30 protein-coding genes are annotated in these 26,350 nt (G+C 42.8%); 17 read left to right on the top strand and 13 right to left on the bottom strand.

Features of this window, described 5'->3' with window-relative positions; translation table 11 throughout:
* Nucleotides 1-7: 7 nt before the first annotated feature.
* Together HWN40_RS07235 and HWN40_RS07230 are read right to left on the bottom strand one after the other, a co-directional pair.
* Entirely contained in the window at nt 8-424 is a 417-nt protein-coding gene (locus tag HWN40_RS07235; RefSeq protein WP_176965105.1) for an acyl-CoA thioesterase, read from the bottom strand.
* A 14-nt stretch (nt 425-438) separates the two neighbouring features.
* Complete coding sequence (locus tag HWN40_RS07230) at nt 439-1,014, bottom strand: helix-turn-helix domain-containing protein (RefSeq protein ID WP_176965104.1); 576 nt, start codon at nt 1,012-1,014, stop codon at nt 439-441.
* A gap of 218 nt (nt 1,015-1,232) precedes the next feature.
* Between HWN40_RS07230 and HWN40_RS07225 the strand changes: the two genes are divergently transcribed.
* From HWN40_RS07225 to HWN40_RS07210, 4 genes are all read left to right on the top strand, one after another.
* On the top strand, nt 1,233-3,167 hold the full coding sequence (locus HWN40_RS07225) for a hydantoinase/oxoprolinase family protein (RefSeq protein WP_176965103.1): 1,935 nt from the start codon (nt 1,233-1,235) through the stop codon (nt 3,165-3,167).
* Nucleotides 3,168-3,345: 178 nt separating this feature from the next.
* Nucleotides 3,346-3,855: a hypothetical protein gene (locus HWN40_RS07220; RefSeq protein WP_176965102.1), complete on the top strand. Its 510-nt coding sequence runs from the start codon at nt 3,346-3,348 to the stop codon at nt 3,853-3,855.
* A 19-nt stretch (nt 3,856-3,874) separates the two neighbouring features.
* On the top strand, nt 3,875-4,810 hold the full coding sequence (locus HWN40_RS07215; RefSeq protein ID WP_176965101.1) for a hypothetical protein: 936 nt from the start codon (nt 3,875-3,877) through the stop codon (nt 4,808-4,810).
* Nucleotides 4,811-5,027: 217 nt separating this feature from the next.
* Entirely contained in the window at nt 5,028-5,762 is a 735-nt protein-coding gene (locus tag HWN40_RS07210) for an NAD-dependent protein deacylase (protein ID WP_176965100.1), read from the top strand.
* A gap of 231 nt (nt 5,763-5,993) precedes the next feature.
* Here HWN40_RS07210 and HWN40_RS07205 read toward each other — a convergent pair whose 3' ends face one another.
* A complete protein-coding gene (locus tag HWN40_RS07205) occupies nt 5,994-6,485 on the bottom strand; it encodes an Hsp20/alpha crystallin family protein (RefSeq protein WP_176965099.1) in 492 nt (163 codons plus the stop codon).
* A gap of 207 nt (nt 6,486-6,692) precedes the next feature.
* Between HWN40_RS07205 and HWN40_RS07200 the strand changes: the two genes are divergently transcribed.
* The 3 genes from HWN40_RS07200 (at nt 6,693) to HWN40_RS07190 (ending at nt 10,236) form a co-directional block, all read left to right on the top strand.
* Nucleotides 6,693-7,952: a diaminopimelate decarboxylase family protein gene (locus HWN40_RS07200; protein WP_176965098.1), complete on the top strand. Its 1,260-nt coding sequence runs from the start codon at nt 6,693-6,695 to the stop codon at nt 7,950-7,952.
* A gap of 191 nt (nt 7,953-8,143) precedes the next feature.
* Nucleotides 8,144-9,733 carry a S8 family serine peptidase gene (locus HWN40_RS07195; protein WP_176965097.1) on the top strand — a complete coding sequence of 530 codons (1,590 nt, stop codon included), beginning with the start codon at nt 8,144-8,146 and terminating at the stop codon, nt 9,731-9,733.
* 113 nt (nt 9,734-9,846) lie between these two features.
* Nucleotides 9,847-10,236 (top strand): secondary thiamine-phosphate synthase enzyme YjbQ, encoded by a 390-nt coding sequence (locus HWN40_RS07190; protein ID WP_176965096.1) that lies wholly within the window; start codon nt 9,847-9,849, stop codon nt 10,234-10,236.
* Between the two features lie 88 nt (nt 10,237-10,324).
* On the opposite strand, the gene HWN40_RS07185 is transcribed toward HWN40_RS07190, so the two are convergent.
* A complete protein-coding gene (locus HWN40_RS07185) occupies nt 10,325-10,738 on the bottom strand; it encodes an HIT family protein (RefSeq protein WP_176965095.1) in 414 nt (137 codons plus the stop codon).
* Between the two features lie 197 nt (nt 10,739-10,935).
* On the opposite strand from HWN40_RS07185, the gene HWN40_RS07180 reads away from it, so the two are divergent.
* Nucleotides 10,936-11,400, top strand: coding sequence for a hypothetical protein (locus HWN40_RS07180; RefSeq protein WP_176965094.1), 465 nt, complete (start codon nt 10,936-10,938; stop codon nt 11,398-11,400).
* Between the two features lie 28 nt (nt 11,401-11,428).
* On the opposite strand, the gene HWN40_RS07175 is transcribed toward HWN40_RS07180, so the two are convergent.
* Nucleotides 11,429-11,719 carry a hypothetical protein gene (locus tag HWN40_RS07175; protein ID WP_176965093.1) on the bottom strand — a complete coding sequence of 97 codons (291 nt, stop codon included), beginning with the start codon at nt 11,717-11,719 and terminating at the stop codon, nt 11,429-11,431.
* A gap of 109 nt (nt 11,720-11,828) precedes the next feature.
* Between HWN40_RS07175 and HWN40_RS07170 the strand changes: the two genes are divergently transcribed.
* Nucleotides 11,829-12,446, top strand: coding sequence for a hypothetical protein (locus HWN40_RS07170; protein WP_176965092.1), 618 nt, complete (start codon nt 11,829-11,831; stop codon nt 12,444-12,446).
* A complete protein-coding gene (sfsA, locus tag HWN40_RS07165) occupies nt 12,427-13,185 on the top strand; it encodes a DNA/RNA nuclease SfsA (RefSeq protein WP_176965091.1) in 759 nt (252 codons plus the stop codon). The genes HWN40_RS07170 and sfsA overlap by 20 nt, the downstream gene beginning before the upstream one ends.
* A 2-nt stretch (nt 13,186-13,187) precedes the next feature.
* Here sfsA and HWN40_RS07160 read toward each other — a convergent pair whose 3' ends face one another.
* Together HWN40_RS07160 and HWN40_RS07155 are read right to left on the bottom strand one after the other, a co-directional pair.
* Nucleotides 13,188-13,397 carry a hypothetical protein gene (locus HWN40_RS07160; protein ID WP_176965090.1) on the bottom strand — a complete coding sequence of 70 codons (210 nt, stop codon included), beginning with the start codon at nt 13,395-13,397 and terminating at the stop codon, nt 13,188-13,190.
* 44 nt (nt 13,398-13,441) lie between these two features.
* A complete protein-coding gene (locus tag HWN40_RS07155; RefSeq protein WP_176965089.1) occupies nt 13,442-14,200 on the bottom strand; it encodes a protease inhibitor I42 family protein in 759 nt (252 codons plus the stop codon).
* 158 nt (nt 14,201-14,358) lie between these two features.
* Between HWN40_RS07155 and HWN40_RS07150 the strand changes: the two genes are divergently transcribed.
* The 3 genes from HWN40_RS07150 to HWN40_RS07140 all read left to right on the top strand — a co-directional run bounded on the left by HWN40_RS07150 (nt 14,359) and on the right by HWN40_RS07140 (nt 17,257).
* A complete protein-coding gene (locus HWN40_RS07150; RefSeq protein WP_246276019.1) occupies nt 14,359-16,407 on the top strand; it encodes a copper-translocating P-type ATPase in 2,049 nt (682 codons plus the stop codon).
* 109 nt (nt 16,408-16,516) lie between these two features.
* Nucleotides 16,517-16,690 carry a hypothetical protein gene (locus HWN40_RS07145; protein WP_176965088.1) on the top strand — a complete coding sequence of 58 codons (174 nt, stop codon included), beginning with the start codon at nt 16,517-16,519 and terminating at the stop codon, nt 16,688-16,690.
* Between the two features lie 66 nt (nt 16,691-16,756).
* Nucleotides 16,757-17,257: a c-type cytochrome gene (locus HWN40_RS07140; protein WP_246275860.1), complete on the top strand. Its 501-nt coding sequence runs from the start codon at nt 16,757-16,759 to the stop codon at nt 17,255-17,257.
* A gap of 324 nt (nt 17,258-17,581) precedes the next feature.
* On the opposite strand, the gene HWN40_RS07135 is transcribed toward HWN40_RS07140, so the two are convergent.
* From HWN40_RS07135 to HWN40_RS07125, 3 genes are all read right to left on the bottom strand, one after another.
* The gene (locus HWN40_RS07135) at nt 17,582-17,905 is read right to left on the bottom strand and encodes a DUF6951 family protein (protein WP_176965086.1); all 324 of its coding nucleotides are present in this window, start codon (nt 17,903-17,905) and stop codon (nt 17,582-17,584) included.
* An 11-nt stretch (nt 17,906-17,916) separates the two neighbouring features.
* Nucleotides 17,917-18,237 carry a DUF6951 family protein gene (locus HWN40_RS07130; protein WP_176965085.1) on the bottom strand — a complete coding sequence of 107 codons (321 nt, stop codon included), beginning with the start codon at nt 18,235-18,237 and terminating at the stop codon, nt 17,917-17,919.
* Between the two features lie 166 nt (nt 18,238-18,403).
* Nucleotides 18,404-18,742: a carboxymuconolactone decarboxylase family protein gene (locus tag HWN40_RS07125; RefSeq protein ID WP_176965084.1), complete on the bottom strand. Its 339-nt coding sequence runs from the start codon at nt 18,740-18,742 to the stop codon at nt 18,404-18,406.
* Between the two features lie 278 nt (nt 18,743-19,020).
* Here HWN40_RS07125 and HWN40_RS07120 point away from each other — a divergent pair, with 278 nt between their 5' ends.
* Nucleotides 19,021-19,806 (top strand): helix-turn-helix transcriptional regulator, encoded by a 786-nt coding sequence (locus HWN40_RS07120; protein WP_176965083.1) that lies wholly within the window; start codon nt 19,021-19,023, stop codon nt 19,804-19,806.
* Between the two features lie 46 nt (nt 19,807-19,852).
* Here HWN40_RS07120 and HWN40_RS07115 read toward each other — a convergent pair whose 3' ends face one another.
* The 3 genes from HWN40_RS07115 to HWN40_RS07105 all read right to left on the bottom strand — a co-directional run bounded on the left by HWN40_RS07115 (nt 19,853) and on the right by HWN40_RS07105 (nt 23,187).
* Nucleotides 19,853-21,133: an APC family permease gene (locus HWN40_RS07115; protein WP_176965082.1), complete on the bottom strand. Its 1,281-nt coding sequence runs from the start codon at nt 21,131-21,133 to the stop codon at nt 19,853-19,855.
* A gap of 70 nt (nt 21,134-21,203) precedes the next feature.
* On the bottom strand, nt 21,204-22,250 hold the full coding sequence (locus tag HWN40_RS07110; RefSeq protein WP_176965081.1) for a hypothetical protein: 1,047 nt from the start codon (nt 22,248-22,250) through the stop codon (nt 21,204-21,206).
* A 127-nt stretch (nt 22,251-22,377) separates the two neighbouring features.
* Nucleotides 22,378-23,187, bottom strand: a complete 810-nt coding sequence (locus HWN40_RS07105; RefSeq protein ID WP_176965080.1) for a hypothetical protein — start codon at nt 23,185-23,187, stop codon at nt 22,378-22,380.
* A gap of 133 nt (nt 23,188-23,320) precedes the next feature.
* Here HWN40_RS07105 and HWN40_RS07100 point away from each other — a divergent pair, with 133 nt between their 5' ends.
* The 3 genes from HWN40_RS07100 to mtaC all read left to right on the top strand — a co-directional run bounded on the left by HWN40_RS07100 (nt 23,321) and on the right by mtaC (nt 26,218).
* Complete coding sequence (locus HWN40_RS07100) at nt 23,321-24,811, top strand: small ribosomal subunit Rsm22 family protein (protein WP_176965079.1); 1,491 nt, start codon at nt 23,321-23,323, stop codon at nt 24,809-24,811.
* A gap of 55 nt (nt 24,812-24,866) precedes the next feature.
* Nucleotides 24,867-25,235 (top strand): VOC family protein, encoded by a 369-nt coding sequence (locus tag HWN40_RS07095; protein ID WP_176965078.1) that lies wholly within the window; start codon nt 24,867-24,869, stop codon nt 25,233-25,235.
* 218 nt (nt 25,236-25,453) lie between these two features.
* Nucleotides 25,454-26,218, top strand: a complete 765-nt coding sequence (gene mtaC, locus HWN40_RS07090; RefSeq protein ID WP_176965077.1) for a methanol--corrinoid protein MtaC — start codon at nt 25,454-25,456, stop codon at nt 26,216-26,218.
* The last annotated feature ends 132 nt before the right edge of the window (nt 26,219-26,350 follow it).

Raw genomic sequence — 26,350 nt, 5'->3', positions numbered from 1 at the left:
CCGGGATTTATTTACAACTGCTCTCCTCTTCCTGGAAGTGCTTTTCAAGTTCCTTTCTTATATCATCCGGTATCGATACGGATTTTTTATTGATAAAATCGTAGTGAACAATGGTAGATCTGCCGATAGCACCTTTTTTACCATTCTGCCATGCTTCCTGGATGACAGTGAAAGACGAGTTTCCGATCCTTGAAATGTAGGTTATGATATCGACATCATATCCGTAGAACATCTCTCCCACGTAATCATATTCTGTCCTTGCCATGATGAGTTTCCAGTTCTCGTAGCTTAAGTCAAGGTCAGGGGTAAAGAGCCTGAATACGGGATTACGTGCCTGTTCGAACCAAATGGCTATGGCAATATTATTGGCATGTTTCAGCCCGTCGATATCACCGAATCTCGGAGTTACAGTTGTTTTGAACATGTTGATCTTCTTTTTCAGTAAGGAGCGTATACAATTGCAAGTATCTGCGCGTCGCTGTCCTTTGCATAGACATGGTGTGGTATTACGGAATCATAGTAGATGCTGTCACCAACACTGAGACTGTATCTTTCTTTGCCGTAGACGATCTCTATCTCACCTTTGAGCACATAGATGAACTCCTCTCCCTCGTGGGATGAGAGTTTTTCTTCTTCTGACCCGGCCGGGTGTACATCGATCAAAAAGGGTTCCATATGGCGGTCTGCCTTGTTTGCGGCCAGGGAGAAGAATTCCAGGGTACTGTTATCACATTTTTCGCAGTTGCCTGAGAAGTGCATGACATTTTCGGATTTTCCGGATTTTACAACAACAGGAGCTTCATGGGGCATATCATCAAGGAAGGTACCAAGCCTTACACCCAGAGCGCGGGCGATCTGCAAAAGCGGTGTAAGGGACGGGACAAGTGCTCCGTTCTCAAGCTCTTTGATCAGTTCGGTATTGGTATTGCTTGCTTCTGCCAGTTCCTCAACTGACATTTCGCGCGATTCTCTTAGCTGGCGAATTTTGCTGCCTATAATGTTTTTGTCTGCCATAGTGTTTACCTCCAACGGTTTTTCGTGAAAAACAAATGAACGTTAGGCTTATGATATTTTCATTTATAATGATTACTAATCAGATTTCAGCATAAATGACAGAGGATAGTTAAATTCCTTGCTGGTATCAACTTGTGTACATCTGTAAAAAAACAATTGCTTAGGTATATATCCCAGTAGTTACAAAATAATTTGAAATACCAATAGGTGATTAAAAAATGCACTACGGACTTGGGATCGATGCAGGCGGGACCTACACGGATGCGGTTATCATCCGGGGTTCTGACGGAGCGGTTGTTGATACAAAGAAATCTTTTACCACATACCCGGATCTTCAGAGGGGGATAAAGAAAGTTCTTGATTCCCTTGATCAGGACATCCTGAAAGATGTTAACCTGGTTTCGGTTTCGACAACGCTTTCAACCAATTCCCTGCTTGAGGGGACAGGTGCACCTGTGGGCCTCATACTGGTAGGGGAGCACATTGTCGAGAAGGACCTGCCCACCGATCACGTTAAATGGATATCCGGAGGCCATGATACCAGAGGTGATGAAGAATACCCCCTGGATCTGGATTCTGTCTGGGATTTTGCAATAAATACAAAGGACAGGGTGGCTGCATATGCTGTCTCGGCCTACTTTGGTGCACGCAATCCCGAACACGAATTGAAAGTAAAAGAGGTCATAACAGAGATCACCGGAATGCCGGTAGTCTGCGGACACGAACTGTCTCAGGAACTTGGTGCATATGAAAGAGCCGTTACTGCCGTCCTGAATGCACAACTCATCCCAATCACCTATCATTTTGTAAATTCCGTGATCAAGGATATCAAAAGCCGCGGGATCCATGCCCGTATGCTCATGCTCAAATGTGACGGTTCTGTCTATAATATCGAGGATGCCCTTGAAAAACCCATAGAGACAATTTTCTCAGGACCTGCGGCCAGCCTGCTTGGCGCCTCCTATCTCTCAAAGATAGAAACATGTGCGGTTATTGATGTAGGGGGCACCAGCACGGATGTTTCCATGCTTCACCATGGTGTGCCAGAGATAAGTTCTTCGGGGGCTGTTGTTGGAGGCTGGAAGACAAGGGTCAGGGCAATGAAAATGGAAACCTCTGCAACCGGTGGTGACAGTCATATCTGGGTAAAGGATGAAAGGATACATACCGGCCCCAGAAGAGTGATCCCTCTCTGTGTGGCTGCCAGCATATATCCTGGCTTTGGCAATAAACTCAAACGCAGCAGGATCATTTCAAGAAGCCTGCTCAATGAGAACTACCAGCCGACAAAATTCTTTGTGGCAACAGGTTATAAAGCCCTGGGTCTGAGTAAGCAGGAAGAAGAAATCCTTGCACTTGTTGGGGATGAACCTGTCTCCATCAATGAGCTTTCCATATCACTGAAAAGAGATCCTTCTTCGGAGGTTCTGGACGCGCTCATGAACAAGAGGCTGCTTCAGGCAGTAGGTTTTACACCCACCGATGCCCTGCATGTGCTCGGCCTGTACAATGAATGGGACGGCACTGCAGCGGAGGCGGGAGCTGCCAGTCTTTCCAGGTATGTCCATGAAGGCAAACACGAATTCTGCATGTCTGTAAGAGAAATAGTGGCAAAGAACATGGCTGCGGATCTGATGTCTTTTATCCTGCCACATCATCCTTCGGCTATGATAGCTGATCTGCTGGACAGTACATATCCTGCAAAATTCAAGGTGGAGATTCCTGTGGTACTGCTTGGCGGGCCCGTAAAGGCATATGCAGATGAACTGCGCTCGATTATCGATGCCGAAATTATCGTACCCGAGTTTGCGGAGGTTGGCAATGCAGTGGGTGCTCTTGCAGGAAAGGGCGTAAAGAGGATAGAGATCTCCATCGTACCCGCATCGATACAGAACCCGGATGAGGATTTTCTTGTATTTTCACCTGCTGGCAGGGAGCGCTTTGAGACATATGCACAGGCAGTTGAGTTTTCAACCGAACTCGGTAAAAAGCTTGTTCTGGATTATGAGAAAAGATGTGGAATACTCAAAGAGGATACGAAGATCAGCGTTTCAAAAAAGACCCATTCACCTGACAACTGGTCACATCCTCCTCTTGAAACAAAGATAACTGTTGTAGGTGTCGGGAATCCAATGATGGTGCTGAAAGAATAAAAGGCATAACGGTAAAAATCCAGCAAATTAATCTGGCACCAAGCAAACATTTTGTCCGAAAAATCGTATTTTCACCGATAATTTGGGCAATTGATGTGCTTATTGAGTACAAAGTGATGAAATTGTGCCATAGTAATTAGAAAATTATATGTTTTAGTAAAATTATATATGCTGTAAGATGCTAACAATGCAGAAATTATTGATCTTAACGAGTCTTTTGATTTTGATCACTGCGACAAATGTACAAGGTTCATGGCCTCCGGAAGCGGGTGAACTATCGTACCAGATTGACAAATCTGACCGAATTGCTGCTGGAAATGTAACTGATATTCAGGAATATCCTGAATACTCAGTGGTAATAATAAAAGTGGATGAATGGTTAATGGAACCACTTCCATCAGCTGAAATCGAAGTAATTACGGAAATTGGTTCTACATATATCAACAACAATGAACCTCGGTTTTACAAAGGTGAATCAGTTATCCTGATGCTTCAGGACATAAACGTAACTGAAAACAGATTTGAAGTAACGATTGGTGAACCCGGAAAACACCCTGTTACCGATAGGGATGAAATAATAAGTGAGCTGGAATCGATGAAAGAACCTGATAATGCACTCTCATTTATTGAAAGTTATGTCTTAATACTTGTTTTCGTATGTGTTGGTTTCATGTTACGAAGATCATAAAATTAATGGTGGAATTGGCATGGGGTTCGACAAAGATTTCAGAAATCCGAAAAAGCTGGGGATGATATTGGTACTGTTTTTGCTAAGTTCCATGCTATTCACAGGGGGATGTGTTGACCTCGGAGATAAAGCAAAAGATGAGATAGGAGTTAAAATAGATGGGTATACCAATGTATATGATTCATCAACTATTAATGTCAACTTCGAAGAAAACAATCAGACTCTTAGAAATGTGAGTACGCTGGCATCGCAATACTATTCTGTTGAAGATGTTTCTCCGACTGAGGGCATACCTCCCGAAAATACTGATATATTGCCTTCACAATTTGAAAACAACTCTACTATTTACCTTGTAAAAGTACGGGTCCCACCTGATGAAAAAATGTTTGATGATGAATATCCAGAATATCTAACATTCTTCGTTCATCAGGATGAGACTAGTATGGCATGGTCCGCAATTCCTCGAAGTACCAGTAGTTATCCACAAGAGTTTGTTGCTGACATTGTGAAGCTATCGTTTAATGTATCTGGTAGGGAAAGTGATATATATGCTGAAATGTTCCGTGAAAATAAAATCTCAGAGGTATCCATTCCACATCAACCTGAAGTCAGATCCATCTTTGCCTACCTGAACGAAAGTGGAGATCCGAGTATAAAGCCTCTTGGAAATGGAAATTATTTGATCGAATTCTTTAATGATTCTCTGCCTTATGAATATAAAACTGCAGGAAATATTTTTGTTCATACTCAATACTTAAAAATAACCCATACTAAAGAAAGTGCCAGATATGAAATCATGATCGATAGGTCGGGAAACCTAAACGCAGATATCGGGACATGGCTCGATGGTGTTTCACTTGAAGAAGGGAAAGTGGTCCTTAAGACCATGTTTGAAGATATTGGACTAAATGCAGATCTTGTTGATGAAATGGAATTTGGATTGACGGTTGCATGAAACTAATATATTTGTAATTACCAGCTGATGACATTTCCATAAGTGATAATGCCAGTAACTGCGTTAGTAGTCAATGAAAGAGGTAAGGTACTGTACACTTTGACCGAATAATACTATTTTGTCCGAAAATTTGTGTTGTTGTCCGATAAATACCTTATTTTTCGGACAAAGCTCAAGTAAAGAAAAATCTATAAACTTTGTCCTGCAACTATGATTGATGAACAGATTCATCGATCTTCTCAGGGAATCGAAGCACTGTGTCTTTCTCAGTGGTGCCGGTATTTCCACACTTTCCGGTATTCCTGATTTCAGAGGCAGCAATGGTATCTATAAGAAGTTCGATGCCGATAAGATATTCGATATAGATTATTTTTATTCCGATCCTGATTATTTCTATTCTCACTCAAAGGATTTTATCTACAACGTTCATGAGAAAGATCCCAATATCATTCACCATGTACTGACAAGACTTGCTAAAACAGGTATGGTGAAAACCGTGATAACGCAGAATATCGATCTTCTGCATCAAAAAGCAGGATTGGAGAATGTCATCGAACTGCACGGTTCTCCTGAAAATAATACCTGTCTGTCATGTGGAAAAACATTTTCCTATGAGCATATCGCAGATATAGTAAGAGATGACCTGATTCCGCGGTGCGATGAATGCAATGGTCTCATAAAACCAAATATTACCTTTTTCGGGGAGATGCTTGATCATGAAGCTATCACAAGAGCAATTGATGAAAGTTCCCGTGCCGATCTCTTTGTGGTAATAGGCTCTTCACTCGTAGTACATCCGGCAGCTTCACTACCTCTTTATTCTGTCAAAAATAACGGCAAGCTCGTGATAGTAAATAATAAAAAAACTCCTCTGGATGAATATGCAACCCTGCGATATGAGGATCTGGGGCTCTTTTTTGAGATTCTTGACTCTTATTTCAGGGATGAATAAAATTTCCGGAGCTCACTCATAAGATTCCGTTCTGTGGATTGGAATCTGGTTAATAAAGATTTTTTGTATTCATATTCCTGCATACCTGAATTAGAATAAAGCATCATCAGTCTGGATGCATAAGTAATGGCATTTAAGCTGAATACAAAACAAGGAGTATCTTAAGTATTTGCCGGAGATTAATTCAAAGTGGATGGCTCTTATTTAAAAGCGTGAACCATCCTGTAACATTTATTCCGGATATTCGAAGGTGACTTCCAGTACACCATTCCTGCATGAAGATGTGGCCGTTTCCGGATCCACCTTGGTTGGTAGTCTGACGATTTTTGACTCACCCACACCGTCAATGATCATATTGATCTCGACTTGTATATCTGAAGCAAAATATTCGATGCAGTCTTCATCGACTCCCAGATCAGCGATCAGATGCACTTTGTCACCTGTCTGCTGTACTTCAATGAAAGGTTCTTGTTTCAGGATATAGAAATTTCCCTCTTTTTCCTCTTCATCGTGCTGTTTCACAGGCTTCCTCCCCTCAAAACCAAAGATTGTCGGATTCTTCCCAGGCTGATTGATAATAGTGAAACCATGAACCACGGACCTATTGTTTTCATTGATGGCATCGTCGAACATGCCCAGTATGTGTTCAATCAACTGGTCAATCGTTTCGATCTTTTTTTCATTGGACTCATCGTCATTTCCATGACGTCTATTATCGTCCATTGTTTCATCTCCATTTATATTTGCGTTTTCTTCATTTATATGACTATGCTTATAGCTGATTTTCGTTCTATCTTATGCGAACAAGTTCTATATATAATATGCGTCCGCAGGAAGCAGCTATCTTAAACCGGAACCGAACAATTATTTATCTGTGTACTTACCTCTAATGGACTATATCGCGAACTAGCTATAAAATGAGGAAAACTAATGGCTTCAAAGGAATTACCATTTACAGAGGAAAAGATCAAAGAGATAATCTCCGAACATCCAACTCCATTTCATATATATGACAGAAAGGCAATCCTTGAGAATTCAAGGAAACTGAAAGAAGCCTTCAGCATCGTTAACGGCTTCAAGGAGTATTTTGCAGTAAAGGCTCTCCCTAATCCTTACATCATGGAGATCTTAAAAAGGGAAGGTTTCGGTGCGGACTGCAGTTCTCTGGCTGAACTTGTTCTCGCGGAAAAGACCGGAATTGTGGGTGAGAACATAATGTTCAGCTCCAACGATACACCTGCCGAGGAATTCGTCAAGGCAAAGGAACTTGGTGCCATCATAAATCTGGATGACATCAGTCATATCGAATATCTTGAAGAGACTGCAGGTCTTCCCGAGCTTGTATGCTGCCGCTACAATCCCGGTTCCCTGAAAGAGGGTAATGCCATTATAGGAAACCCTGAGGAGGCAAAATACGGTTTCACAAGAGAGCAGCTTTTTGAGGGTTACAGGCTGATGAAGGAAAAAGGTGTAAAGAGGTTCGGACTCCATACAATGGTTGCATCCAACGAACTGGAACCAGATTATTTTGTTGAGACAGCAAGAATACTGTTCGAACTGGTTGCAGAGCTTTCAAGGGAACTTGACATAAGCTTTGAATTCGTGAACCTCGGAGGAGGTATAGGAGTTCCTTACAGGCCTGACCAGGAGCCTGTATCCTATGAAAGAATAGCAGAAGGTGTAAGGGATGCCTATGATGAATATATAAGGGCCAATGATCTGCATCCTCTTAAGGTGTATCTTGAATGTGGCAGGGTAATCACAGGTCCCTACGGATATCTTGTGACAACTGTCAGGCATCTCAAGCATATCTACAAGGATTATGTGGGTACTGATGCCAGTATGGCAAACCTCATGCGTCCAGGAATGTACGGAGCCTACCATCACATAACCGTTCTTGGAAAAGAAAAGGATGAGCCCACACATCTATACGATGTTACAGGTTCCCTGTGTGAGAATAACGACAAGTTTGCCATTGACAGGCTCCTTCCGGAGGTTGAAAGAGGCGATATCCTCGCAATTCATGATGCAGGTGCCCATGGACATGCAATGGGCTTCAATTACAACGGCAAGCTTCGTTCTGCGGAGATACTGCTCAATGAGGACGGAAGTTTTAAACAGATAAGAAGGGCCGAAACACTGGATGACTACTTCGCCACGCTGGACTTCAGTGGCCTGGATGATATCTGAGTTATCCTTCAAGAATAGGCTTATAAGGACATTCTGAATGTCCTTTATTTTTTTGAGCTTTTAATATAAGCTCTGCATATCTTTTTACTTTTATTTTTCTGCTATTTTATAATTTAATTTCATAAATTACTTATACTTGGTCACTATCCACTTACCTTATTGTTCGACTAAGTTAAGAAAAAGGTGTTTTTATGACCAGACAGACAATAACGTTTTTAATCGTTCTATCGGTCTTGTTTTCATTTTCGTTAGTACCTGCCACTGCAAAGTCCGACGGGATTGAAAAAGTACCGGTTATGATCAGCTTCAAAGGAAAAGCAGATGCAGAACTTGTGAAGGCACATGGTGGAAATGTAAAGTATGAATATTCTATCATTCCTGCGGTAGCCGCAGAACTTCCACCAAAGGCAATCGAAGCTCTGTCAGAGAATCCAAATGTGGAGATAATCGAGCAGGATGCTCAGGCTCAGGTTCTGGAAGATGATATTCCCTGGGGTGTAAGCAGGATCAATGCTGATGACACACAGGCAGCAGGTTTCAATGGCAGTGGGATCAAAGTTGCAGTGATCGATACAGGTGTTGATTATAACCATCCGGACCTTGCTGCAAACTATCTTGGTGGCTATGATTTTGCATACAACGATGCAGATCCTATGGACGATTATGGTCACGGAACCCATGTAGCTGGAACAATCGCAGCAGCAGATAATGGATTTGGAGTTCTTGGTGTTGCCCCTTATGCAGGATATTACTCAGTAAAGGTCTGTGATGAAACAGGAGTCTGTTACTACAGTGATATAGCAGCCGGTATCGAGTGGGCTGTAAATAACGGCGCGGATGTAATCTCAATGAGTATCGGCGGCTCATCTGACAGCTATACTTTAAAGAATGCGGTAGACAGTGCATATGAGAGTGGTGTTGTCGTAGTTGCAGCTGCAGGTAATACCGGAGACTCTGTGATCTACCCTGCAGGATTCGATTCTGTTATTGCGGTTGCAGCAACTGACTATTATGACAACAGGGCTTCCTGGTCATCCTACGGACCTGAAGTCGAGCTTGCAGCTCCCGGTGTTGGCATAATATCCACACTCATGGGTGGTTCATACGGCTCCAAGAGCGGTACAAGTATGGCCACACCGCACGTATCAGGAGCAGTTTCCCTTTTGCTCAATACTGATGTGTCCGGTACATCCTATGATGCAGATAATGACGGAGTATGGGACCCTGCAGAGGTCCGTTCAAGACTCCAGGACACTGCTACCGATATTGGTGCCACCGGTAAGGATAATTATTACGGATACGGTCTTGTAAATGCTCTTGCAGCAGTAAACGGCTTCAGTCTGGCAGTACCTGGAGACGACACATCAGATGGATCCACAGAAGAACCTGCCGATGATTCTGTTGATGATGGTTCATCCACAGAACCTGCACCGGAAGATCCTGCACCGTCTGTCACGATGTATGTCAGTAGTCTGGATGTTGTAACTGATTCAGTCCTAAGAGGCAAGAAAAACTATTTCGTATGGGCTGATGCAACTGTAGAGATCACGGATGCAGATGGTAATCCTGTTTCAGGTGCAACTGTTACAGGTGACTGGAGTGGACTGGTAACAATGACAGCTTCAGGTGTTACCGATGCTGACGGTGTGCTTGTACTGAGTTCCGATCAGCAAAAGAATCCTGATGGTACATTCACCTTCACGGTGACAGATGTTTCACTTGAAGGGTATGAATACGACTCTTCACTGAACACTGCTACGGCAGACAGTGCAGCATACTGAATATCGAATTCTTTGTAATTCCGGGTATTTCCCGGAATTCAATTCTTTTTTATTTTCATCGGATTTACAGTTCGCTTTTTATTAATTCAAGACAATGTCTTGTATGATTGCACATGAGGATTGAGACATCAAAGCAGGCGGAACTGATAGATATAACCGATCAAGTCCGTGAACATATCAGAAAAAGTAATGTGCAGCAGGGCATATGCGCTGTCAGCACCAGACATACGACAACAGCGGTTATAGTGAACGAGAATGAATCCGGTCTCCGTAAGGATATACTCTCCTTGCTCGGGAAGCTTGTTCCCGAGAATGCCGGTTATTCACACGACCGGATCGATGACAATGCACATGCTCACCTGAGAGCGGTCCTGCTTGGCAGCAGCGAGACATTACATGTCGATAACGGTAAACTCATGCTTGGTACGTGGCAGAGCATATTCTTTGTGGAACTTGACGGGCCCAGAACAAGGAATGTGGATATTACGGTTATTGGCAAATGAGCTTAAGAGGGATTTGGCTTTAACTTAACAAAAAGTAAAAATTCAAAAAAATAATCCGCTTGCCCGGATTTTCAGCTTTTTTTATGGTTCAGAACTCCTTGCTGATCCTGTCTGCAAGTTCTGCTATATTATCCGTACTCGGATGGGTCTCAACGATCGTGTGCATGGATCCGCCTCCATCGTTCTCAGCTCTCGGAATTATGTGAACATGAACATGAGGTACCGTCTGACCGGCAACTTCTCCGTTATTTATACCGACATTCAGACCCTGGGCATCCAGTGTTTTCTCAACAGCCTTTGATATTCTGTTCACAGCCTCAAAAAGAGTTGAAGTATCGTTTTCTTCCATTTCAGTAAAACGTGGAATATGCTTTTTCGGAAGTACAATGGTATGGCCTTCTGAACAGGGATAGATATCCAGAAAAGCGTAAACGAACTCATCTTCGTATACTTTGTGAGAGGGGATCTCCCCGGAAATGATCTTACAGAACAGACAATCCATGCTTATCACCTTTATCAAGTTGGAAATTCAATTATTTATCATTGTTGGAGTCTGGTAATTTAACATGTTATTTCCTGATTTGCTATACGGCAATAAGGATATGGTCTTATACCATACGAACACAATTAATTAGTGATACTATGTTGATAGACAATAAGTGGGCAGTAGCGTTGGGGGTACTGATCGCAGGGATCCTTGTGCTATCAACCCCAGTACTGGCAGCCAATGCAGTTGACGGTAACATAAGCAATGATACCGATACTGCAAACGAGACAAGTACAGCAAGCAATGATCTTTTCGAGGAGCTGGATCAAAGTGTTAACGAATACAACCAGAATCTTTCAATCCTTCCGCAGTTGATACTGACAGTAGCCGGGGATGATGTGATATTTGCTGACATTGAAATGAATGATGGAAACAATCTCATGGTCACAGCGGTAACCAATAGCGGTGAAGTCACCGGTTTCCGTGAGGTTTCATCGGCCAGTGAAGTAGAATCTACAGTAGAGATAACAACAACCGAAGATGTTGTAAGAGAAGTACTTGCTTCTGACAGGCCGCTGAGTACGTTTATGGATTCGGTGGATCAGGGTGAATCAGAAGTGGAAGTGGATGGTTTCATTAAAAATGCAGCTCTGAGAACCCTTGAAGCGATATATTGAATTCGTTCTTAAGTGAATTCTGTTTCGCTTACACTTGTTTTTTTTGCTCTTCAATCTCTTCTTTATATTTTTCTATCCTGCTGTCGTTCAGCAGATTCTCCACATTGACCACATTCACATGATCCAGCTTGTCCACAGGATCCTTGGTGTGTATAACGATATTCTCGTCTTCAATATAAAAGAACAGGATTTCCCCGTTGAAAGGTGCTCCCTCCCTTATTCTCCATATCTTGTCAAGCTGCCGGATGAGAACCTTTTCTACCTTACTGCTTAGCTTAGTGTATTCGTCCAGTTCTTGCTCTGTCAGGAATAGATCCATTGCAAATCCCCTTTATTTGTAGTTTTGATTATCATTTATTTAAACACATATGGTTGTGTACAGACAAAGTTATTTAGATTATGAAAATGAATTTTCTTCCCGGGAGACGATGACACGCTTTAGAATAAATAAAAAGATACTGATATCCGCTTCGGCTGCAGTTATCCTTCTTGCCGCATTGTCATTTTCATATCTGGATTTTGGTTTCTCTTCAAGTGAAAATATGGCAAATTCCAATTCAGGTGCTTACTCAACAGGTAACGGGACGGATCATGCTCCTGAAAATATTTTTCTTTTTGTAGAAAAGAACCAGATGTATGATGAAGCTTTAAGTAAAAAAATAGCTAACCAGCTTGAATCAGAAGGATTTGATGTCTCAGTTGCCTCTGACTCAGGCTTACAGGCAGACTATCCCTACCCGGCCTTGTTCGTATCTATAACAGATGAAGATATATCTTATACTCCGTTCTCTGCGGAGTCGGAAATTGATGTGATGTATGTCTATTCGTCAACCGGAAGTTCCGAATACTTCAGAAAATTCCGGGCAAGCGATGATAATGTTCCAGTGGTATTCACATCCAGTGAACACAGAAATGTGTTGCTCATACGTGGATCAATTGAGCTCAGGGACAAAACACAGGGGCTGTTCTCAGCCAGATACTATGAAAGACATGTTGCCGATTCAATAGCAGAAGAAGTGGTTAAGAATGTCCGGTCAAACCTCTGAAGGAAATGATTATCCGCTCTCAGGAAGTCCCGTACTGAATATAGGGACAGATGCCGAGGGTATCGTGGTCGAACGACCTAACAGGTTCCTGTGTGTCGTTGATATTGTAAAACCTGAAAAACTGAGATCAGAGCTGGTGCATGTCCATGATCCCGGCAGGCTTGTGGACATAGTCTATCCCGGAAACCGTGTACTGCTCAGAAAAGCAAGCAGTGTTAAGAGAAAGACTGCCTGGGACCTTATTGCCGGGGATATCAAAGGCGAATGGGTGCTTGTAAACTCAGCATGGCACAGGAAGATATCCGAGTGGGTACTGAATAAGAAAATAATCCCCTTTTTGAGTGATATAGGTACGGTCATCCCCGAGCAAAAGTTCGGAGATAGCAGGCTTGATTTCCTTCTGAGGGAAAATGAAAGGAATTTCTGGGTGGAAGTGAAGGGCTGCACGCTTGCCATGGATGGGGTGGCACTGTTTCCGGATGCACCTACAGTTCGTGGAAAGAGGCATCTTGAAGAGCTTATCAAAGCAAGGGATGAAGGACATGAGGCCGTGATCATGATCCTTATATTCAGACAGGATGCTCACTCGTTTGCTCCAAACGGAGAGCTTGATCCTGATTTTACCATGACTTTCAGGAAGGCTGTAGACTCAGGCGTAAAAGTCTTCCCGATTCAGTTCTCATTTGAGAACAACACTATAATTTTCCAGTCACTACTTCCCGTATTTGAAAACAAATAAGTTCACTTTTTATCCTTTTTTGTTTTATCACTATCTACATCGGTCTCTATATCTTCCTCGGTTGTTTCCTGGCACCATGCATCGATCTCAAGGTCATCGGCACTCTTTGTATCATCCGATTCAGTGGGTACTTCACACCAGTCCTTTATTTCCTCTTCCAGAGGTGGAAGTTCCAGGTCTTCTGTCTTTTTATCCTTTTTTTGCTTATCCATTCGATGTATCTCCTGTAAACAGATTATTTCTCAAATTCTTCCTTTTACCCAATAACTGTTGCCTCTCGTATATGTATAAGCTGACCCCACATGTGTATGCTTGCCCGGTCATCTACAGGGTATGCAACAAAGAATATCTCAAGCCCGTCCTTCCTGAGTTCATCACTTAGATTAACAGGATCGTATTGAGTACCGTTTTTGTCGGTGATTCCGTAGAATCCACCCTCAAGTTCTATGTAGTTGACGGTACCGTTTGCTTTTATCAATTTATCTTTGGGTATCACATTTATGGTCAGATTGAATTGTGTTTCGTTTCCTGTTATATCCTCCCAGGGACGTTTGTAGACCGCTGAAATGTTCTGCTCCTCTTCTTCTTCTACCTCGAATTGCCACTGGTGGGTTCCCCCCGCCCCGATCAGTTTGTCCTCATCGGTATTTTCCTCATAGGATTCGTTTACCAGTGAAAGTCCGGGACTTGCAGAAAGGTTCCATGAATATCCAGTAGTAGGATTCTCCTCAAGTGTGATTATCAGAGTATCTCCCTTGATGGCATTCGTAGTCATTCCACTATCGTTCTGTGTAAATCTCAACGTGATAGGTTCAACCCCGTCCCCACCATTTGAAATGTTCTGTTCATCCGTAATGCCGATATCTTCCGTATCCAGCTCTTCCCCTTCTTCCCACAGATCATCCGTACCTGGTAGCAGTGCATCGTTATTTGTCATACTTTCGGTTTCGGTGCACCCGGAAACCAGTACGGATAACATGAGAATGAGAATTAAAAATATAAACTCCACTTTCATCCACCATTCCTCCTATTCAAAATTGACTTATGAATATTTATGTCTTTTTTAATTCCACTGTTTTATTCTGTTTTAACCGGATTATTCTCCATTATTGCATACAGTCAGTGATTTATAGCAGTGTATACAAAAGATTGAAGGGGTAGTGCAATATGAACATGGACAAAAAAAAGCCGGATGATCAGGAAAAAGATATGGAGCATATGGACCATGACAGTCATGAGGATCATGGGGACCACATGGACCATGAGGAGCATAAAGATCATGGCAGTCATCATGCCCACATGCTGGCTGATTTTAAGAGACGTTTCATTGTCTCAATTATCCTGACGGTCCCGGTACTTATCCTGTCCCCGGCTATTCAGGGATTTCTGGGATTTGATCTTCCGCTTCCGGGTTCTGAATACATACTCTTCCTGCTCTCTGCTGTTGTCTATTTCTATGGAGGATATCCTTTCCTTACCGGTTTCATCGATGAGATGAGGAAAAAGACTCCCGGAATGATGACACTTATAGCCGTTGCCATAAGTGTTGCTTTTCTTTATAGTTCCGCAGTTGTTTTCGGGCTATCGGGTAAGATGTTCTTCTGGGAACTGGTTACGCTGATAGATATCATGCTTCTCGGACACTGGCTTGAAATGCGTTCTGTCATGGGAGCATCAAGGGCACTCGAGGAGCTGGTAAAGATCATGCCATCGGAGGCCCATCTCCTAAAGGGTGATGATGTAAAGGACGTCCGTGTTGACGAACTGGAAACCGGGGACAGGGTGCTGGTAAAACCCGGTGAGAAGGTACCTGTTGATGGTGATGTCTTAAAGGGAGAGACAAGTGTAAATGAGGCCATGCTGACCGGTGAATCCATGCCTGTTACAAAAAGCGAGGGAGACGAGGTTATCGGCGGTTCGGTCAATGAACAGGGTTCTATCGAGGTAGAGGTCAGAAAAACAGGAAAGGACACTTATCTTAATCAGGTTATAGACCTTGTCCGCAATGCACAGGAGAGCCGTTCAAAGACACAGGATCTGGCAAACAGGGCAGCTCTAATACTTACTGTAATTGCCCTGAGTGTGGGTGCGATTACGCTTGCTGCCTGGCTGTATTTCGGTAGTGAGTTTGTTTTTGCACTGGAGAGAGCTGTTACTGTAATGGTAATCACATGTCCTCATGCCCTCGGACTGGCCATTCCGCTTGTGGTTGCGGTATCTACGTCCCTGGCTGCCAACTCCGGTCTGCTTATCAGGGACCGGCAGGCATTTGAGAGAGCAAGGAACGTGCAGGCAATTGTGTTTGACAAAACCGGTACGCTTACCCAGGGCAAGTTCGGTGTGACAGATGTGGTTTCACTTGCTGCTATGGAGGAGGATGAGGTGCTGGCCCTCTCAGCATCACTTGAATCAAATTCAGCTCACCCTCTTGCAGTGGGAATTGTCAGCAGTGCAAAAGAGAAAGATCTCGATATTACAGGTCCAGATGAATTCAACTCCATGCCTGGAAAAGGAATAGAAGGTATCATAAATGGCAGGAAACTGAAAGTTGTCAGCCCGGGATATCTTAGGGAAAATGAGATCACTGTCACGGATGATGAGGTCGAAAAAATAGAAGAGAAGGGTAAAACCGTTGTGTTCCTGCTGGAAGACGATAAAACCGTGGGGGCTCTCGGACTTGCTGATATAGTCAGGAACGAGTCAAAGGAGGCTATTGCAAATCTCAAGTCCATGGATATTAAATGCATGATGCTCACAGGAGACAATGAGTTCGTAGCCCGACAGGTTTCAGAAGAGCTGGGTCTGGATGAGTATTTCGCCGGAGTGCTGCCACATCAGAAAGCTGAGACTATAAAAGATGTACAGAAGGACTATGTTGTGGCCATGGTGGGTGATGGTGTAAACGATGCACCTGCACTGGTTCAGGCAGATGTCGGGATTGCTATTGGTGCGGGTACCGATGTCGCAGTGGAAAGTGCGGATATCGTGCTGGTAAAGAACGACCCCAGGAACGTAACGGACATCATCATGCTTTCGGGGAACACCTATTCAAAGATGGTGCAGAACCTGATCTGGGCTACAGGCTATAATGCCTTTGCGATCCCGCTGGCTGCAGGTGTGCTGTTCAGTTACGGTATCCTGCTTTCACCAGCAGCCGGTGCGTTGCTGATGAGCCTGAGTACCGTGATCGTGGCAATAAACGCGAAGACCCTGAAAATGTAAATTTACCATACCGCCGCACATCTCTGCGGCGGTCAAAAATTATATTTAATATAAAGAGTAACAATCCATATGGGAGATCTTTTAAATCAGGTTCAGGGGAGATTAAGTTATGCTTCAGATGTTAGTACAGGGATGGTTGATCGGTAAGCTTATGAAACTGCCAATGTGGCTGCTTATTATAATTGGTGCAATTTTCATTTTCCGGAGGGTTATGTCCGGATCTGAGAGTACGGGAACAGGTAGTATAGAGCCTGTGGAACCTGTCAGCCAGCTTGAGTATTGAATCAGAGTGTCCGCAAAGAAGCAATGATACAAAAACCACGGTGATATGATTAAAATATCCCTTTTAATGGTTTTCCTTTTTTTCGTAATGCTTTCAGTGGCACTTTTGTATGTTACCTTTGTTCCGGAATATGTAGCCGACCTGGAGGGTCCGGAAGGATATGACCTCTCTTATGAGGATGAAAAGCATAGGTACCGGTCCTTTAGTTCTAACGGAGAGGAGATCTATTATACAGGAATCAACGAGTCTGGTGACCTTATAGATACCAGTGGTGATGCACACTGGATCTATATGTACGGGGGAGGCTGTGTGAACTGCCATGGAACAGATGGCAGAGGCGGAGTACCGATAATGATGGGAAATATAATGTCACCTGACATCAGGTACAGTACGCTGAGTTCGGGCGAACACCATATGAATCATGTACCATACGATGAAGAAACCCTCAAAATAGCCATAACAGAAGGTATTGATTCGGAAGGCATTCCGCTTGATATGAATATGCCACGCTGGGAAATGACCGATAAGGACCTTGATAACCTGATAGGTTATCTTAAGGATCTCTGATTTTTTCGTTTTATCATTTATTCCTGTTTTTGAATCATCTAAGCAAAAGTTTAATATATTTTGACATCAGAATACAGATACCGATCAACGGCGGTGAAATGTATGAACTTTGAAGTCAAAATGAGATATATGATAATAAACCTGAACCATTTCAGGCGATGTATGCTTAGCAGAGTACGCTATCATCTATCTTCAAAAGGCAAAAAACAGAATTCATCTGCTATCTTTTGCGTAGACCGGTCAGGAGTTCTCCATCCGGAGGACAGGAACTCCATGACAATTTCTCCTAAAAAAACCGTATTACAATAAACCTTAAAAGCAATATCAGAGTTCATCGAAATCGATGCTGATATTGCCTGCCTTCTTTGCCAGGTTCTTTGAGATCATTCCTGTCTCAAACCTGCATACATGCAGGATGCCTGAAGGCACGATACAACCTGGTGTACATTGTTCTTCTTTTGCCCTGTCCAGGATGTAGTTATCCTTTATGTCCATGGTTTCCATCATGGGGATTTCCATATGTGACATCTTTTGTATTTTGGGACAGGTTGTTTCAATATCCACGATTATGTTCTTACCATCCAGATCTCCTGTGATCTTATGTGTAAAACCACAGATAGCTGAGTTTACTTTGACAGTTGTTGGCATCTAATCCCTTTTTATTCTTCGTTGAATTCGATACTGACTCTCTCGGATTGTTTGGCCAGGGTTTTGGAAAGCATACCAAGCTCCATTCTGCATACATGCAGTACCCCGGCGGGAACTATGCATGTGGAGCAACAGGCATCCTTTGCCTGATCCATAACGTAGTTTTCCTTAATATTCAGTGTTTCCTTCTTTGGTATCTCCATATGTGCAAGAGTGGCAACTTTTTTACAGTCAGTATCTATGTCAGTAATTATCTTCTTTCCTTCTAGCTGGCCGGTTATCTTATGTTTAAAACCACATATGGCTGAATTGACTGTTACTTCTGATGTCATCTATGATCCTCTTAAAATGCTTTGATAATAATTCTAATATAGATTCATTTGAAGGGGGTAGTTTTAAGAGTTTGCGACTAAATCAGAAATAAGCTGTTTTTCAGCAGTACCGTTTGTATGTGGTAAAAAAAATGACTGTGTATGCAAACACAATCCAAACCAGGTATCAGTCCTGATCTTCGTCACCGCAGCAAGTGCAGGATACATTACCTTTTAGGATTTCCTTCCAGTCTCCCAGTACATCATGGGTCCAGCAGTCATCGGCACCTGCAGCTTCTCTCATGGTCAGCGCAAGGATGTATGAGAGCTCCTTTACAGTTGCACCTGCCTCCAGTGCTCCCTTAAAATGTTTAAGGACACATGGCTTTGACCTGGCTTTGATGGAAAGTGCAAAACAGAGGAACTGGTATGTTTTTTCGTCAATCGGTCTTTTCTCGGCGTATAAGCTATCGATCTCATCAAGCTTCTCTGTGAATTCAGGGAAAAATTCTTCAAGCATTCTCATGTTATCACTCCGGTGTGTTTTGCTTAACACTGTTAACATTTCACGATCGACTGATATCACAGTCGTGGATCTGATTCAAAATATATTGAAATGCTATATTCATATTCGTTGATACCTTTTATTTAAATGTATTGTTGGATATTCATGGTCAATATCTCTTATAAAAACAAAATACAATATAATCGACATTAAAAATGTTCAGTTTTCTATAAATAGTTCCATTTACATACTTTAATTGTTGGGGATAAGTGCTGCATATTTGCCAAGGTGTGATGGGAATGAAGAAACCGTTACTTGATGTAATATTTGCTTCCGATAAAAGAAAAAATGTTCTCATGCTTCTGAAAGAGGGGCCAAAGGAAACAGAAAACCTTCTGAGTTCTCTGGAAACAACCAGGCAATCATTACTTCCACAGATAAGGATTCTTGAAGACCATCATCTTATCACACATTATGAAGACAGTTATGAACTGACAACTCTGGGTGAGATGACGGTTTCAAAAATGCAACCTTTGATTGATACGGTTAAAGTTTTCGATAACAATATAGATTACTGGGGAACCCATTATTTTGATTTTATCCCTTTACACCTTTTAAAAAGAATTGATGAACTTGGAGAATGTAAAATCATAGTTCCCCCGATACCGGAAATATTTGAATTCAATAAAGAGGTTCATGAGAGATCCAAGAAATCCGGCTTCTTTGTGAAAATATGTTCATCCATGCATCCCAAATTCTTTACACTCTTCTCAGAGCTTGCTGAGCTGGGTGTTGAGATGACGTTTTTGATATCCGAGGATCTTCTTGATTATCTTAAGAGGGAAAAATATGAGGAATTCAGGTCTTTGCTGGAAAATGAAAAGACAACCTTTTATCTTTATCAGGAAAAAATGCAGTTCTTCTCTATTGTACTGAACGATCAATGTGTTTTGCTAAGGCTCTTACAAAAAGACGGTTCATTCAGTAATCTGCAGGCAATGTTTACCGGCGAGAGTGCGGTCAACTGGGGCAAAGAGCTCACAGAATACTTTAAGCAAAGCTCCGTACAGATTGTAGATATATGATATCTTTTTCCGATACCGTTCTGCTCAAGTAGATTACTTACAGCTCTCAGATCCTTTGTCTTTCCAGATACAGGAACTCAAGGAAGAACACAGCTGCAAATATGGAAGCAATCGATATCAGTATGTGAAGCTGGGTGGTGTACAGGTGATAGATCACTATCGGTATCGCTATGAGGCATCCTGCAAAAGCTGTTAATGGTGTCCAGGGGCTGGAATCTGTAACTTTGTATAGTTTCAGATTGGCATAATTAGCCGCAGCATCAGCGACAAGGAAAACAATGGATCCGAAACTTGTTATCTCCTCAAGTGTGCCGACAAAAGCAAATAAGGCACTCAGACTACCTATGATAAGCAGGGAATATACGGGAATGCCTCTTTTATCCCTGAATGAAAATGCCTTTGGAAGCTCTTTTTCCGTAGCTATCTTATGGGTCAGCCTGGAAGTTCCGAACAGTGTTGCATTGATCCCGGAAGATGTGCTCTGAAGGGCGGAAATAATGACGACTATAAATCCGGCGGTTCCAAGAAATGATCTTACAGCAACTGCCAGTGAAAACTCTTTGTCCTCTATTATCTGCTCAGGTGTCAGGTGCAGTGTGGACATAAAGGAAATTGTGATATATATCAAGATAGCAATGATTATAGCGGTATACATGCCACGTGGAAGGTTCTTGTTTACATCCTCTATTTCCTTGTAGTCGTATGTAAGCAACTGGAAACCCTCATAAGCCACGAATATTATCGCAAACGCAGTAACAGAACTCAGTATCCCTTTATTGAAAAAAGATGACAGGACTGCTATACTCTGGTCTGAGAAATAGATGCCAAGCCCTGCCAGTGAGAGCAGCAGAGCTATTTTGATATAAACGGAAATATCCTCATAGAGGCCTGTCTCCTTGACTCCTGAAATATTCAGGCCCACAAAAATGGCTATAATAATAACCGAGATTGCCTGTCTGAGAAATGAATCCGGGGGATATCCCAGTATACTGACCAGATAGGAACCAAATGCAAAAGCGTATAGGGCCATGACACCCACGTAACCTACCACAAGAAGCCAGCCGAAAACACCTGCTATATGCTTGTTACTTACAACATGTTCTATAAAGGAAAATGTTCCGCCCTCTTCTTTGAAATGGAGTGTAAGTTTTACGTAGGAATAGGCTGTGAGGAGAGTCAGAATGCCTGCCAGGAGAAATGAGAAAGTGACCGCATTACCGGCCTGCTGCATTGCCACACCCAGGACTGCATATATGCCACCGGAGACCATTCCTCCGACACCCATGGCAATGACCTCTTTCAGGCCCAGTTTTCCTGAAATTTCCATGAAGTTTATATTTTAAAAATCAACTGATATATTTTTTGGATTATCTCTTCAGGCAATTTGGAAAAATGATTCAGGAAGTGCTGGTTTTCCATCCCAGCTCTTCCATCCTGTCAACATATTCCTGGCCTGTTTCGAGAGTGAACCTGCATGTCACTGCATCCATCCGTGTACTCTCGAAGTTTGAGACTTCGATATCATATACCTCCCCGAAGTAAGCTATGACAAGCTCCTCTTCGGTAGGTTCTGTTATGAATTGGATATCCCCCTGTCCGTACCATTCCTCCCAGGGTGTTTCATTACAGGGCATACTGGTCTCCATTGCCACCATATCTGCAAGCATTCGCTGACTTCTTTCATCCCAGACACCATCGATCACTGCGGATGTGACTTCTCCTCCTTCAACTGTAACGACTATGTTGTGAGGTGTGATGACCTGGGCCACCATTTCACCTGATCTGTTACCATAGCCTGCATGACTGCTGACAAAACTGTAGTTGAGACGGTGTTGTTCAGGATAGGTTTCCAGTATTTCATGACTCTCCAGTGTAAGATTGGACCCATCGTAGCTATAGGTAGGTGCGTTCATTATCCAATCCTCTGCGATATCCTCAGCTTCTTCAGGGGATGTGGATACTGCATACTCTCTGAGGTCGCGCAGTTGCTGATCGATCTCCTGCAGGTTCTCGGGCATGTAGGCATCATAATAAGGATCCACCTTTACAGTCTTGCTGAAATTGTCCTCTACAAGGGTTATTTCGACAACACCTACATCGGCTACCACAGGCTGTCTTTCCTGCGGGACATATGTCGCATTCAGTTCAAGAAAATCATTGCTTCTGAACGTTTCCAGTACTTCACTGCGCATGCTTTCGTTCAGAGGTTTTATGTACCTCTCAGTCAACTGGTAATCATAGTTGTAGATACTGAAATTCACGGCAGTTTCGTTGACAACCAGTTCCTGGATCGCCATCTCAGGCAGGGTAAATGCACCGTATGTAAGATGAACTATCACTGCATCGTCTGAAATAGATTCAGCATCGTTGCCATTATCAGTGTTGATACAACCGGAACCAAGCACTATAAGCATTAAAACAAATATAGGTATAATTCTGTTCATATTCACTCCCTTATTTAGTTTCTACCTTTTCTTCTGAATTACTTTTATGTTAATGTTTTCGGCAGAAGTTGACCTGCCGGTAAAAAGGCAAAATAAGGCGTAGGCTTTATCCCCGCCTCAAAGGAATCTATTCTTTATATACACCATCGCCTGTTACAAGATTACCTTCAGCAGAGACCCAGCCATCCTGGGGGCCTGTAAGGGTGGCATCCACGCTGTCCCGATAATCGTTGGATGTCCATCCAAGTTCCCATCCTTCATTAAAACCTTCCACGCTTATGTGTATCTCGACATCAGCATTCGATGATGCTTCATACCTTGCAAAGATAAGTCCCTCGTAATCGTAGTACTGCGGATCTATGCCTTCGGGAGGCTGTATCGTGACGGTGTCTTCGGATTCCGTGAGATTGAACTTGGGTCTCAGTACGGGTTCGTTCCCAAGCGGATATCTTGTATCGATTATACTGTCAGAGGTTTGTGATGCATAAAAGTCAACAGGTACCAGTATTGGTGTCTTTTCCGAATAACTGCCGGACTCGTTAACAGCTGCTTCGGGAGATTCGCTCCCCGGCTCATCGGATATAGGTATCGGACGGGATCTATATACGGGTCTGAGTGTCTCTGTTTCTACACTTAGCATAGGTCCGTACATGGTATCAACAAGACTGAAATTCCAGCCAGGTGAACTCTCATAGAAATCCCTTGTAACAAATTCCTCGCCAATCGAAGATGAGCCGTTGAGAACCGGGAGCGGTAAGTACAGGGTCAAGTTATCCAGTGTCTCATTTGTCTTTATGCTGATCTCGTAATTGTAGCTGCTCTGAAAACTGTCCTGATACATCTCATGAGTTTTGCTATCCCACCAGATCGCAAGGACTCCTGCTGCAACTATCAGTAACAGGACAAAAGCAAGCATTGTTTTTTTAAGACTGTTCATATGTTTTCCTCTATTCTTGATTCCTCAATATTCAGGATTCTGAATGTATTTGAAACAATCTGTTACCCTTATCACCAACCATATCATTCCTTATCACCAGATTTATCAGTCCCTGCAACAATCAACATTGACAATGTCTGAAAAGGAGATAATATCCGCACTGAAGTACGTCTCACGTATGAAACCGGAGTTCATGCTGTCAGAGATGCGAAATTATATTAAGAGCGAGATGTACACACAGGAAATCTACAATATAGCAAGTTCATCTTTCTTTGATCTGGGACTTGATATAGTTCCTGTTGATGATGATTTTAAAGTGTTCCGTGCTCCCGGAGGGTTTATTGAGCTAAGTGACAGGGAAGAGCAGATCAATGAAGCGTTCTTCCGAACTGCAGGTGTTTCAAGAAAACTTGAAAGACTCATCGAGCAGTTTATAGAAAAAAAGACAGGTAAGGACTGGGATGACCCGGTTATACTTGACAGGATCAGAAAAGCTGTTGTTTCCCAGAAGGCTGATTACTGGAAGAGTAAAGGATCTCGCAATATAAGTTATGAAAAGGGTTATGATATCCTCGGATACCTTGCATACCAGTTTCCGGTATACTTCGTGCAGTTCCAGCATATCCTGTATGGTATGGCAGAGGATGGCCTGCTAAAAAAGCGCATGAAAGTACTGGATGTAGGCTCCGGGCCCGGAACAGTTCCTCTGGCTATCACTGACCTTTATAACCGGCTGGAAGACAATAAGGCACTTGTGCACTCCATAGAAATGTATGATGAGAATATCGAGGCATATAACTTCCTGGTACCTGAATATGCCGGGATAAAGGATAAAGTTGATGTCAGGGAACCTGAAAAGATCGACATTAAAAAACTGGATGTTGGCAAACTGCCGGAAAATATCGACCTGATGGTCTTTTCAAATGTACTGAATGAGATAAAGGACCTATCAAATTCAGAAAAGGCCGAACTTGTAAAAGAAATGTCTGAAAAGCTCAACCAGAATGGCAGCATTCTGATAATTGAGCCCGCTGACAAGGTCAATTCCACTGAAATGAGGGGACTTGCTATCAGTCTAAAGGTTATGGGTCTTGGGATATACAGTCCTTGTTCTTTTATATGGGGCTCCGGCTGCAATCCCCAGGGTTGCTGGAGTTTTGAACAGCAAGAGGACATCGATCCGACAAGACTTATGACAAGGCTGGCAGAATGTGATGAACCCTACCGCTACATCAATCTTGATATCAAGTACACATATGTTATCCTGCGTAAGGATAATCTCACACGCATAAAGTACAGGGTTTCCCCCAAGGCTAAATTTGCAAAGCTCTCCAAACTCGGAAAGCATACAGGCAAACGAATTAACGTTATAGCTTCACTTATGTCAGGGGATCTGGGTGACGAAAAGAACCACCTGTTCAAGATATGTGACGGCACATCTGCAAAACCGGTATATGCCGTTCTTCCCGGCCATAACCTGACCCCTGAAAATGAGGTCATTACAAATGCCAGGTACGGAAGTCTGTTATCATTCCAGAATATACTTGTAAGGTATAACGAAGCTAACGATTCCTACAATTTGCTACTCAGCAAGGGCAGTCTTGTTGAAGCTGTGGAAGGATAAAAAGCAAAAAGAAAACTTTAAGTTTTCCCGGTTTTAACTTTTACCGGGTGAATTTATGCCGACTATAGTACACTTTGATGTCCCTGCAGATGATCTTGAGCGCGCCAAGGAATTCTATTCCGGACTTTTTGGCTGGAACTTCGAACACCCTCCCGGAATGGAGGACTACTATCTCATTGAAACCACAGGTCTTGATGGTGAAGAGGGTGTAAGGGGCGGTATGGGTCACAGAGGATCTCCTGAACAGAGAATGGCCGGCTACATCGGAGTACCTTCTGTGGACGAATATGCAGAAAAGGTCACTGATGCGGGAGGAAAGATCTTGAACAGGATGCCTGTGCCGGGCTGGGGATATCTTGCGATCTGTCTTGATACGGAAAACAATATTTTCGGGCTGTGGGAGGAGAACAGCGACGCAAAATAAGAAATCAAGGATATTTGCGAATACTTCTTCCTTATATTTTTTTTTCAATATGAATTTTAGTTATATTTTCGGTAGGAATGGCGCATTTATAAGTTATTCCAAATTGTTTTGAAATTATATAGACTTCCGGGAGATAAAAGTATATACTAGGACATTTGAATAACAGCGCAAGTATTACGACAAGGGATTCAAACCAATATGTTTAAAACGGTGACATTATGATTGATATCGATCCATCTTCTATCCTGGTCAGATACAACGTCAAGCTTGAAAGTGAAAGATCTCCTGATGATGTTGCCAGAGAGATGTTTCCCGAAGATGAGCTGATCCGCAATATCGTGGAAGCTGTTTTTGAAGGTGACGAGGACGAGGTGATTATGACACTGCAGAAGGCCGTGGATCAGGGGAAGGATGCAATTGACCTGATAGATGATGCGCTCATAGTCGGAATGGATATAGTTTCCCAGTTATATGAAGAGGGGATGCTTTTCCTGCCCGATGTTATGATATCTTCACAAGCAATGACAGACGGGATAGAGTATTGTAAGAAAATATCCGGCCGAAACCATGAGTATAAAGGAAAGGTTGTCTCCTTTGTTGTCGAAGGTGATGTGCATGACATCGGCAAGAAGATACTCACGGTCTTTTTGAGATCCAATGGCTATGAAGTGATAGATCTCGGGAGTGATGTTCCTGTAGATGAGGTAGTAGGCTCTGTTATTGAAAATAAACCCATAATGCTTACCGGTACTGCACTGATGACCACAACAATGTACTCTTTCAAGGAGATCAGGGACCGGCTTTTCGATAATGGGGTCAATATCCCTTTTATCTGTGGCGGAGGTGCTGTCACCCAGGACTTTGTAGATCGCTATGACCTTGGCATTTACTGTGATGATGCGGCGATTGTTCCGAAAATAGCCGATGAAGTGTTAAAAAATGCTACAATTGATGATCTGCGGACAAAATTCCACAGCAAATGAAGCTTAAAAAAGACGTGGTGTGTTGCTCCTGCTATGTTTCTGGTTGCTCACACCCAAGACAGATCCTTTTGTGTAGATTGGATTGAAGGAAGCGTCTGATCGGTGTGAGCAAATAGTATCTGTTTAACTTGT

This window comes from Methanolobus zinderi, from assembly GCF_013388255.1.
Taxonomy (GTDB): Archaea; Halobacteriota; Methanosarcinia; order Methanosarcinales; family Methanosarcinaceae; genus Methanolobus; species Methanolobus zinderi.
The sequence above is the reverse complement of the archived record's forward strand: the minus strand, read 5'-3'. Positions and strand labels throughout refer to the sequence as shown.

Coding starts and splice junctions, on each gene's coding strand:
- HWN40_RS07210 (WP_176965100.1), top strand. CDS start 5,028: ATGAACAGATTCATCGATCTTCTCAGGGAATCGAAGCACTGTGTCTTT.
- HWN40_RS07135 (WP_176965086.1), bottom strand. CDS start 17,905: ATGCCAACAACTGTCAAAGTAAACTCAGCTATCTGTGGTTTTACACAT.
- HWN40_RS07130 (WP_176965085.1), bottom strand. CDS start 18,237: ATGACATCAGAAGTAACAGTCAATTCAGCCATATGTGGTTTTAAACAT.
- HWN40_RS07215 (WP_176965101.1), top strand. CDS start 3,875: ATGGGGTTCGACAAAGATTTCAGAAATCCGAAAAAGCTGGGGATGATA.
- HWN40_RS07230 (WP_176965104.1), bottom strand. CDS start 1,014: ATGGCAGACAAAAACATTATAGGCAGCAAAATTCGCCAGCTAAGAGAA.
- HWN40_RS07235 (WP_176965105.1), bottom strand. CDS start 424: ATGTTCAAAACAACTGTAACTCCGAGATTCGGTGATATCGACGGGCTG.
- HWN40_RS07105 (WP_176965080.1), bottom strand. CDS start 23,187: ATGAACAGTCTTAAAAAAACAATGCTTGCTTTTGTCCTGTTACTGATA.
- HWN40_RS07140 (WP_246275860.1), top strand. CDS start 16,757: ATGGTTTTCCTTTTTTTCGTAATGCTTTCAGTGGCACTTTTGTATGTT.
- HWN40_RS07160 (WP_176965090.1), bottom strand. CDS start 13,397: ATGGATAAGCAAAAAAAGGATAAAAAGACAGAAGACCTGGAACTTCCA.
- HWN40_RS07220 (WP_176965102.1), top strand. CDS start 3,346: ATGCTAACAATGCAGAAATTATTGATCTTAACGAGTCTTTTGATTTTG.
- HWN40_RS07115 (WP_176965082.1), bottom strand. CDS start 21,133: ATGGAAATTTCAGGAAAACTGGGCCTGAAAGAGGTCATTGCCATGGGT.
- HWN40_RS07095 (WP_176965078.1), top strand. CDS start 24,867: ATGCCGACTATAGTACACTTTGATGTCCCTGCAGATGATCTTGAGCGC.
- HWN40_RS07185 (WP_176965095.1), bottom strand. CDS start 10,738: ATGGATTGTCTGTTCTGTAAGATCATTTCCGGGGAGATCCCCTCTCAC.
- HWN40_RS07170 (WP_176965092.1), top strand. CDS start 11,829: ATGACACGCTTTAGAATAAATAAAAAGATACTGATATCCGCTTCGGCT.
- sfsA (WP_176965091.1), top strand. CDS start 12,427: ATGTCCGGTCAAACCTCTGAAGGAAATGATTATCCGCTCTCAGGAAGT.
- HWN40_RS07225 (WP_176965103.1), top strand. CDS start 1,233: ATGCACTACGGACTTGGGATCGATGCAGGCGGGACCTACACGGATGCG.
- HWN40_RS07100 (WP_176965079.1), top strand. CDS start 23,321: ATGTCTGAAAAGGAGATAATATCCGCACTGAAGTACGTCTCACGTATG.
- HWN40_RS07155 (WP_176965089.1), bottom strand. CDS start 14,200: ATGAAAGTGGAGTTTATATTTTTAATTCTCATTCTCATGTTATCCGTA.
- mtaC (WP_176965077.1), top strand. CDS start 25,454: ATGATTGATATCGATCCATCTTCTATCCTGGTCAGATACAACGTCAAG.
- HWN40_RS07190 (WP_176965096.1), top strand. CDS start 9,847: ATGAGGATTGAGACATCAAAGCAGGCGGAACTGATAGATATAACCGAT.
- HWN40_RS07195 (WP_176965097.1), top strand. CDS start 8,144: ATGACCAGACAGACAATAACGTTTTTAATCGTTCTATCGGTCTTGTTT.
- HWN40_RS07175 (WP_176965093.1), bottom strand. CDS start 11,719: ATGGATCTATTCCTGACAGAGCAAGAACTGGACGAATACACTAAGCTA.
- HWN40_RS07205 (WP_176965099.1), bottom strand. CDS start 6,485: ATGGACGATAATAGACGTCATGGAAATGACGATGAGTCCAATGAAAAA.
- HWN40_RS07125 (WP_176965084.1), bottom strand. CDS start 18,742: ATGAGAATGCTTGAAGAATTTTTCCCTGAATTCACAGAGAAGCTTGAT.
- HWN40_RS07110 (WP_176965081.1), bottom strand. CDS start 22,250: ATGAACAGAATTATACCTATATTTGTTTTAATGCTTATAGTGCTTGGT.
- HWN40_RS07145 (WP_176965088.1), top strand. CDS start 16,517: ATGCTTCAGATGTTAGTACAGGGATGGTTGATCGGTAAGCTTATGAAA.
- HWN40_RS07150 (WP_246276019.1), top strand. CDS start 14,359: ATGGACAAAAAAAAGCCGGATGATCAGGAAAAAGATATGGAGCATATG.
- HWN40_RS07200 (WP_176965098.1), top strand. CDS start 6,693: ATGGCTTCAAAGGAATTACCATTTACAGAGGAAAAGATCAAAGAGATA.
- HWN40_RS07120 (WP_176965083.1), top strand. CDS start 19,021: ATGAAGAAACCGTTACTTGATGTAATATTTGCTTCCGATAAAAGAAAA.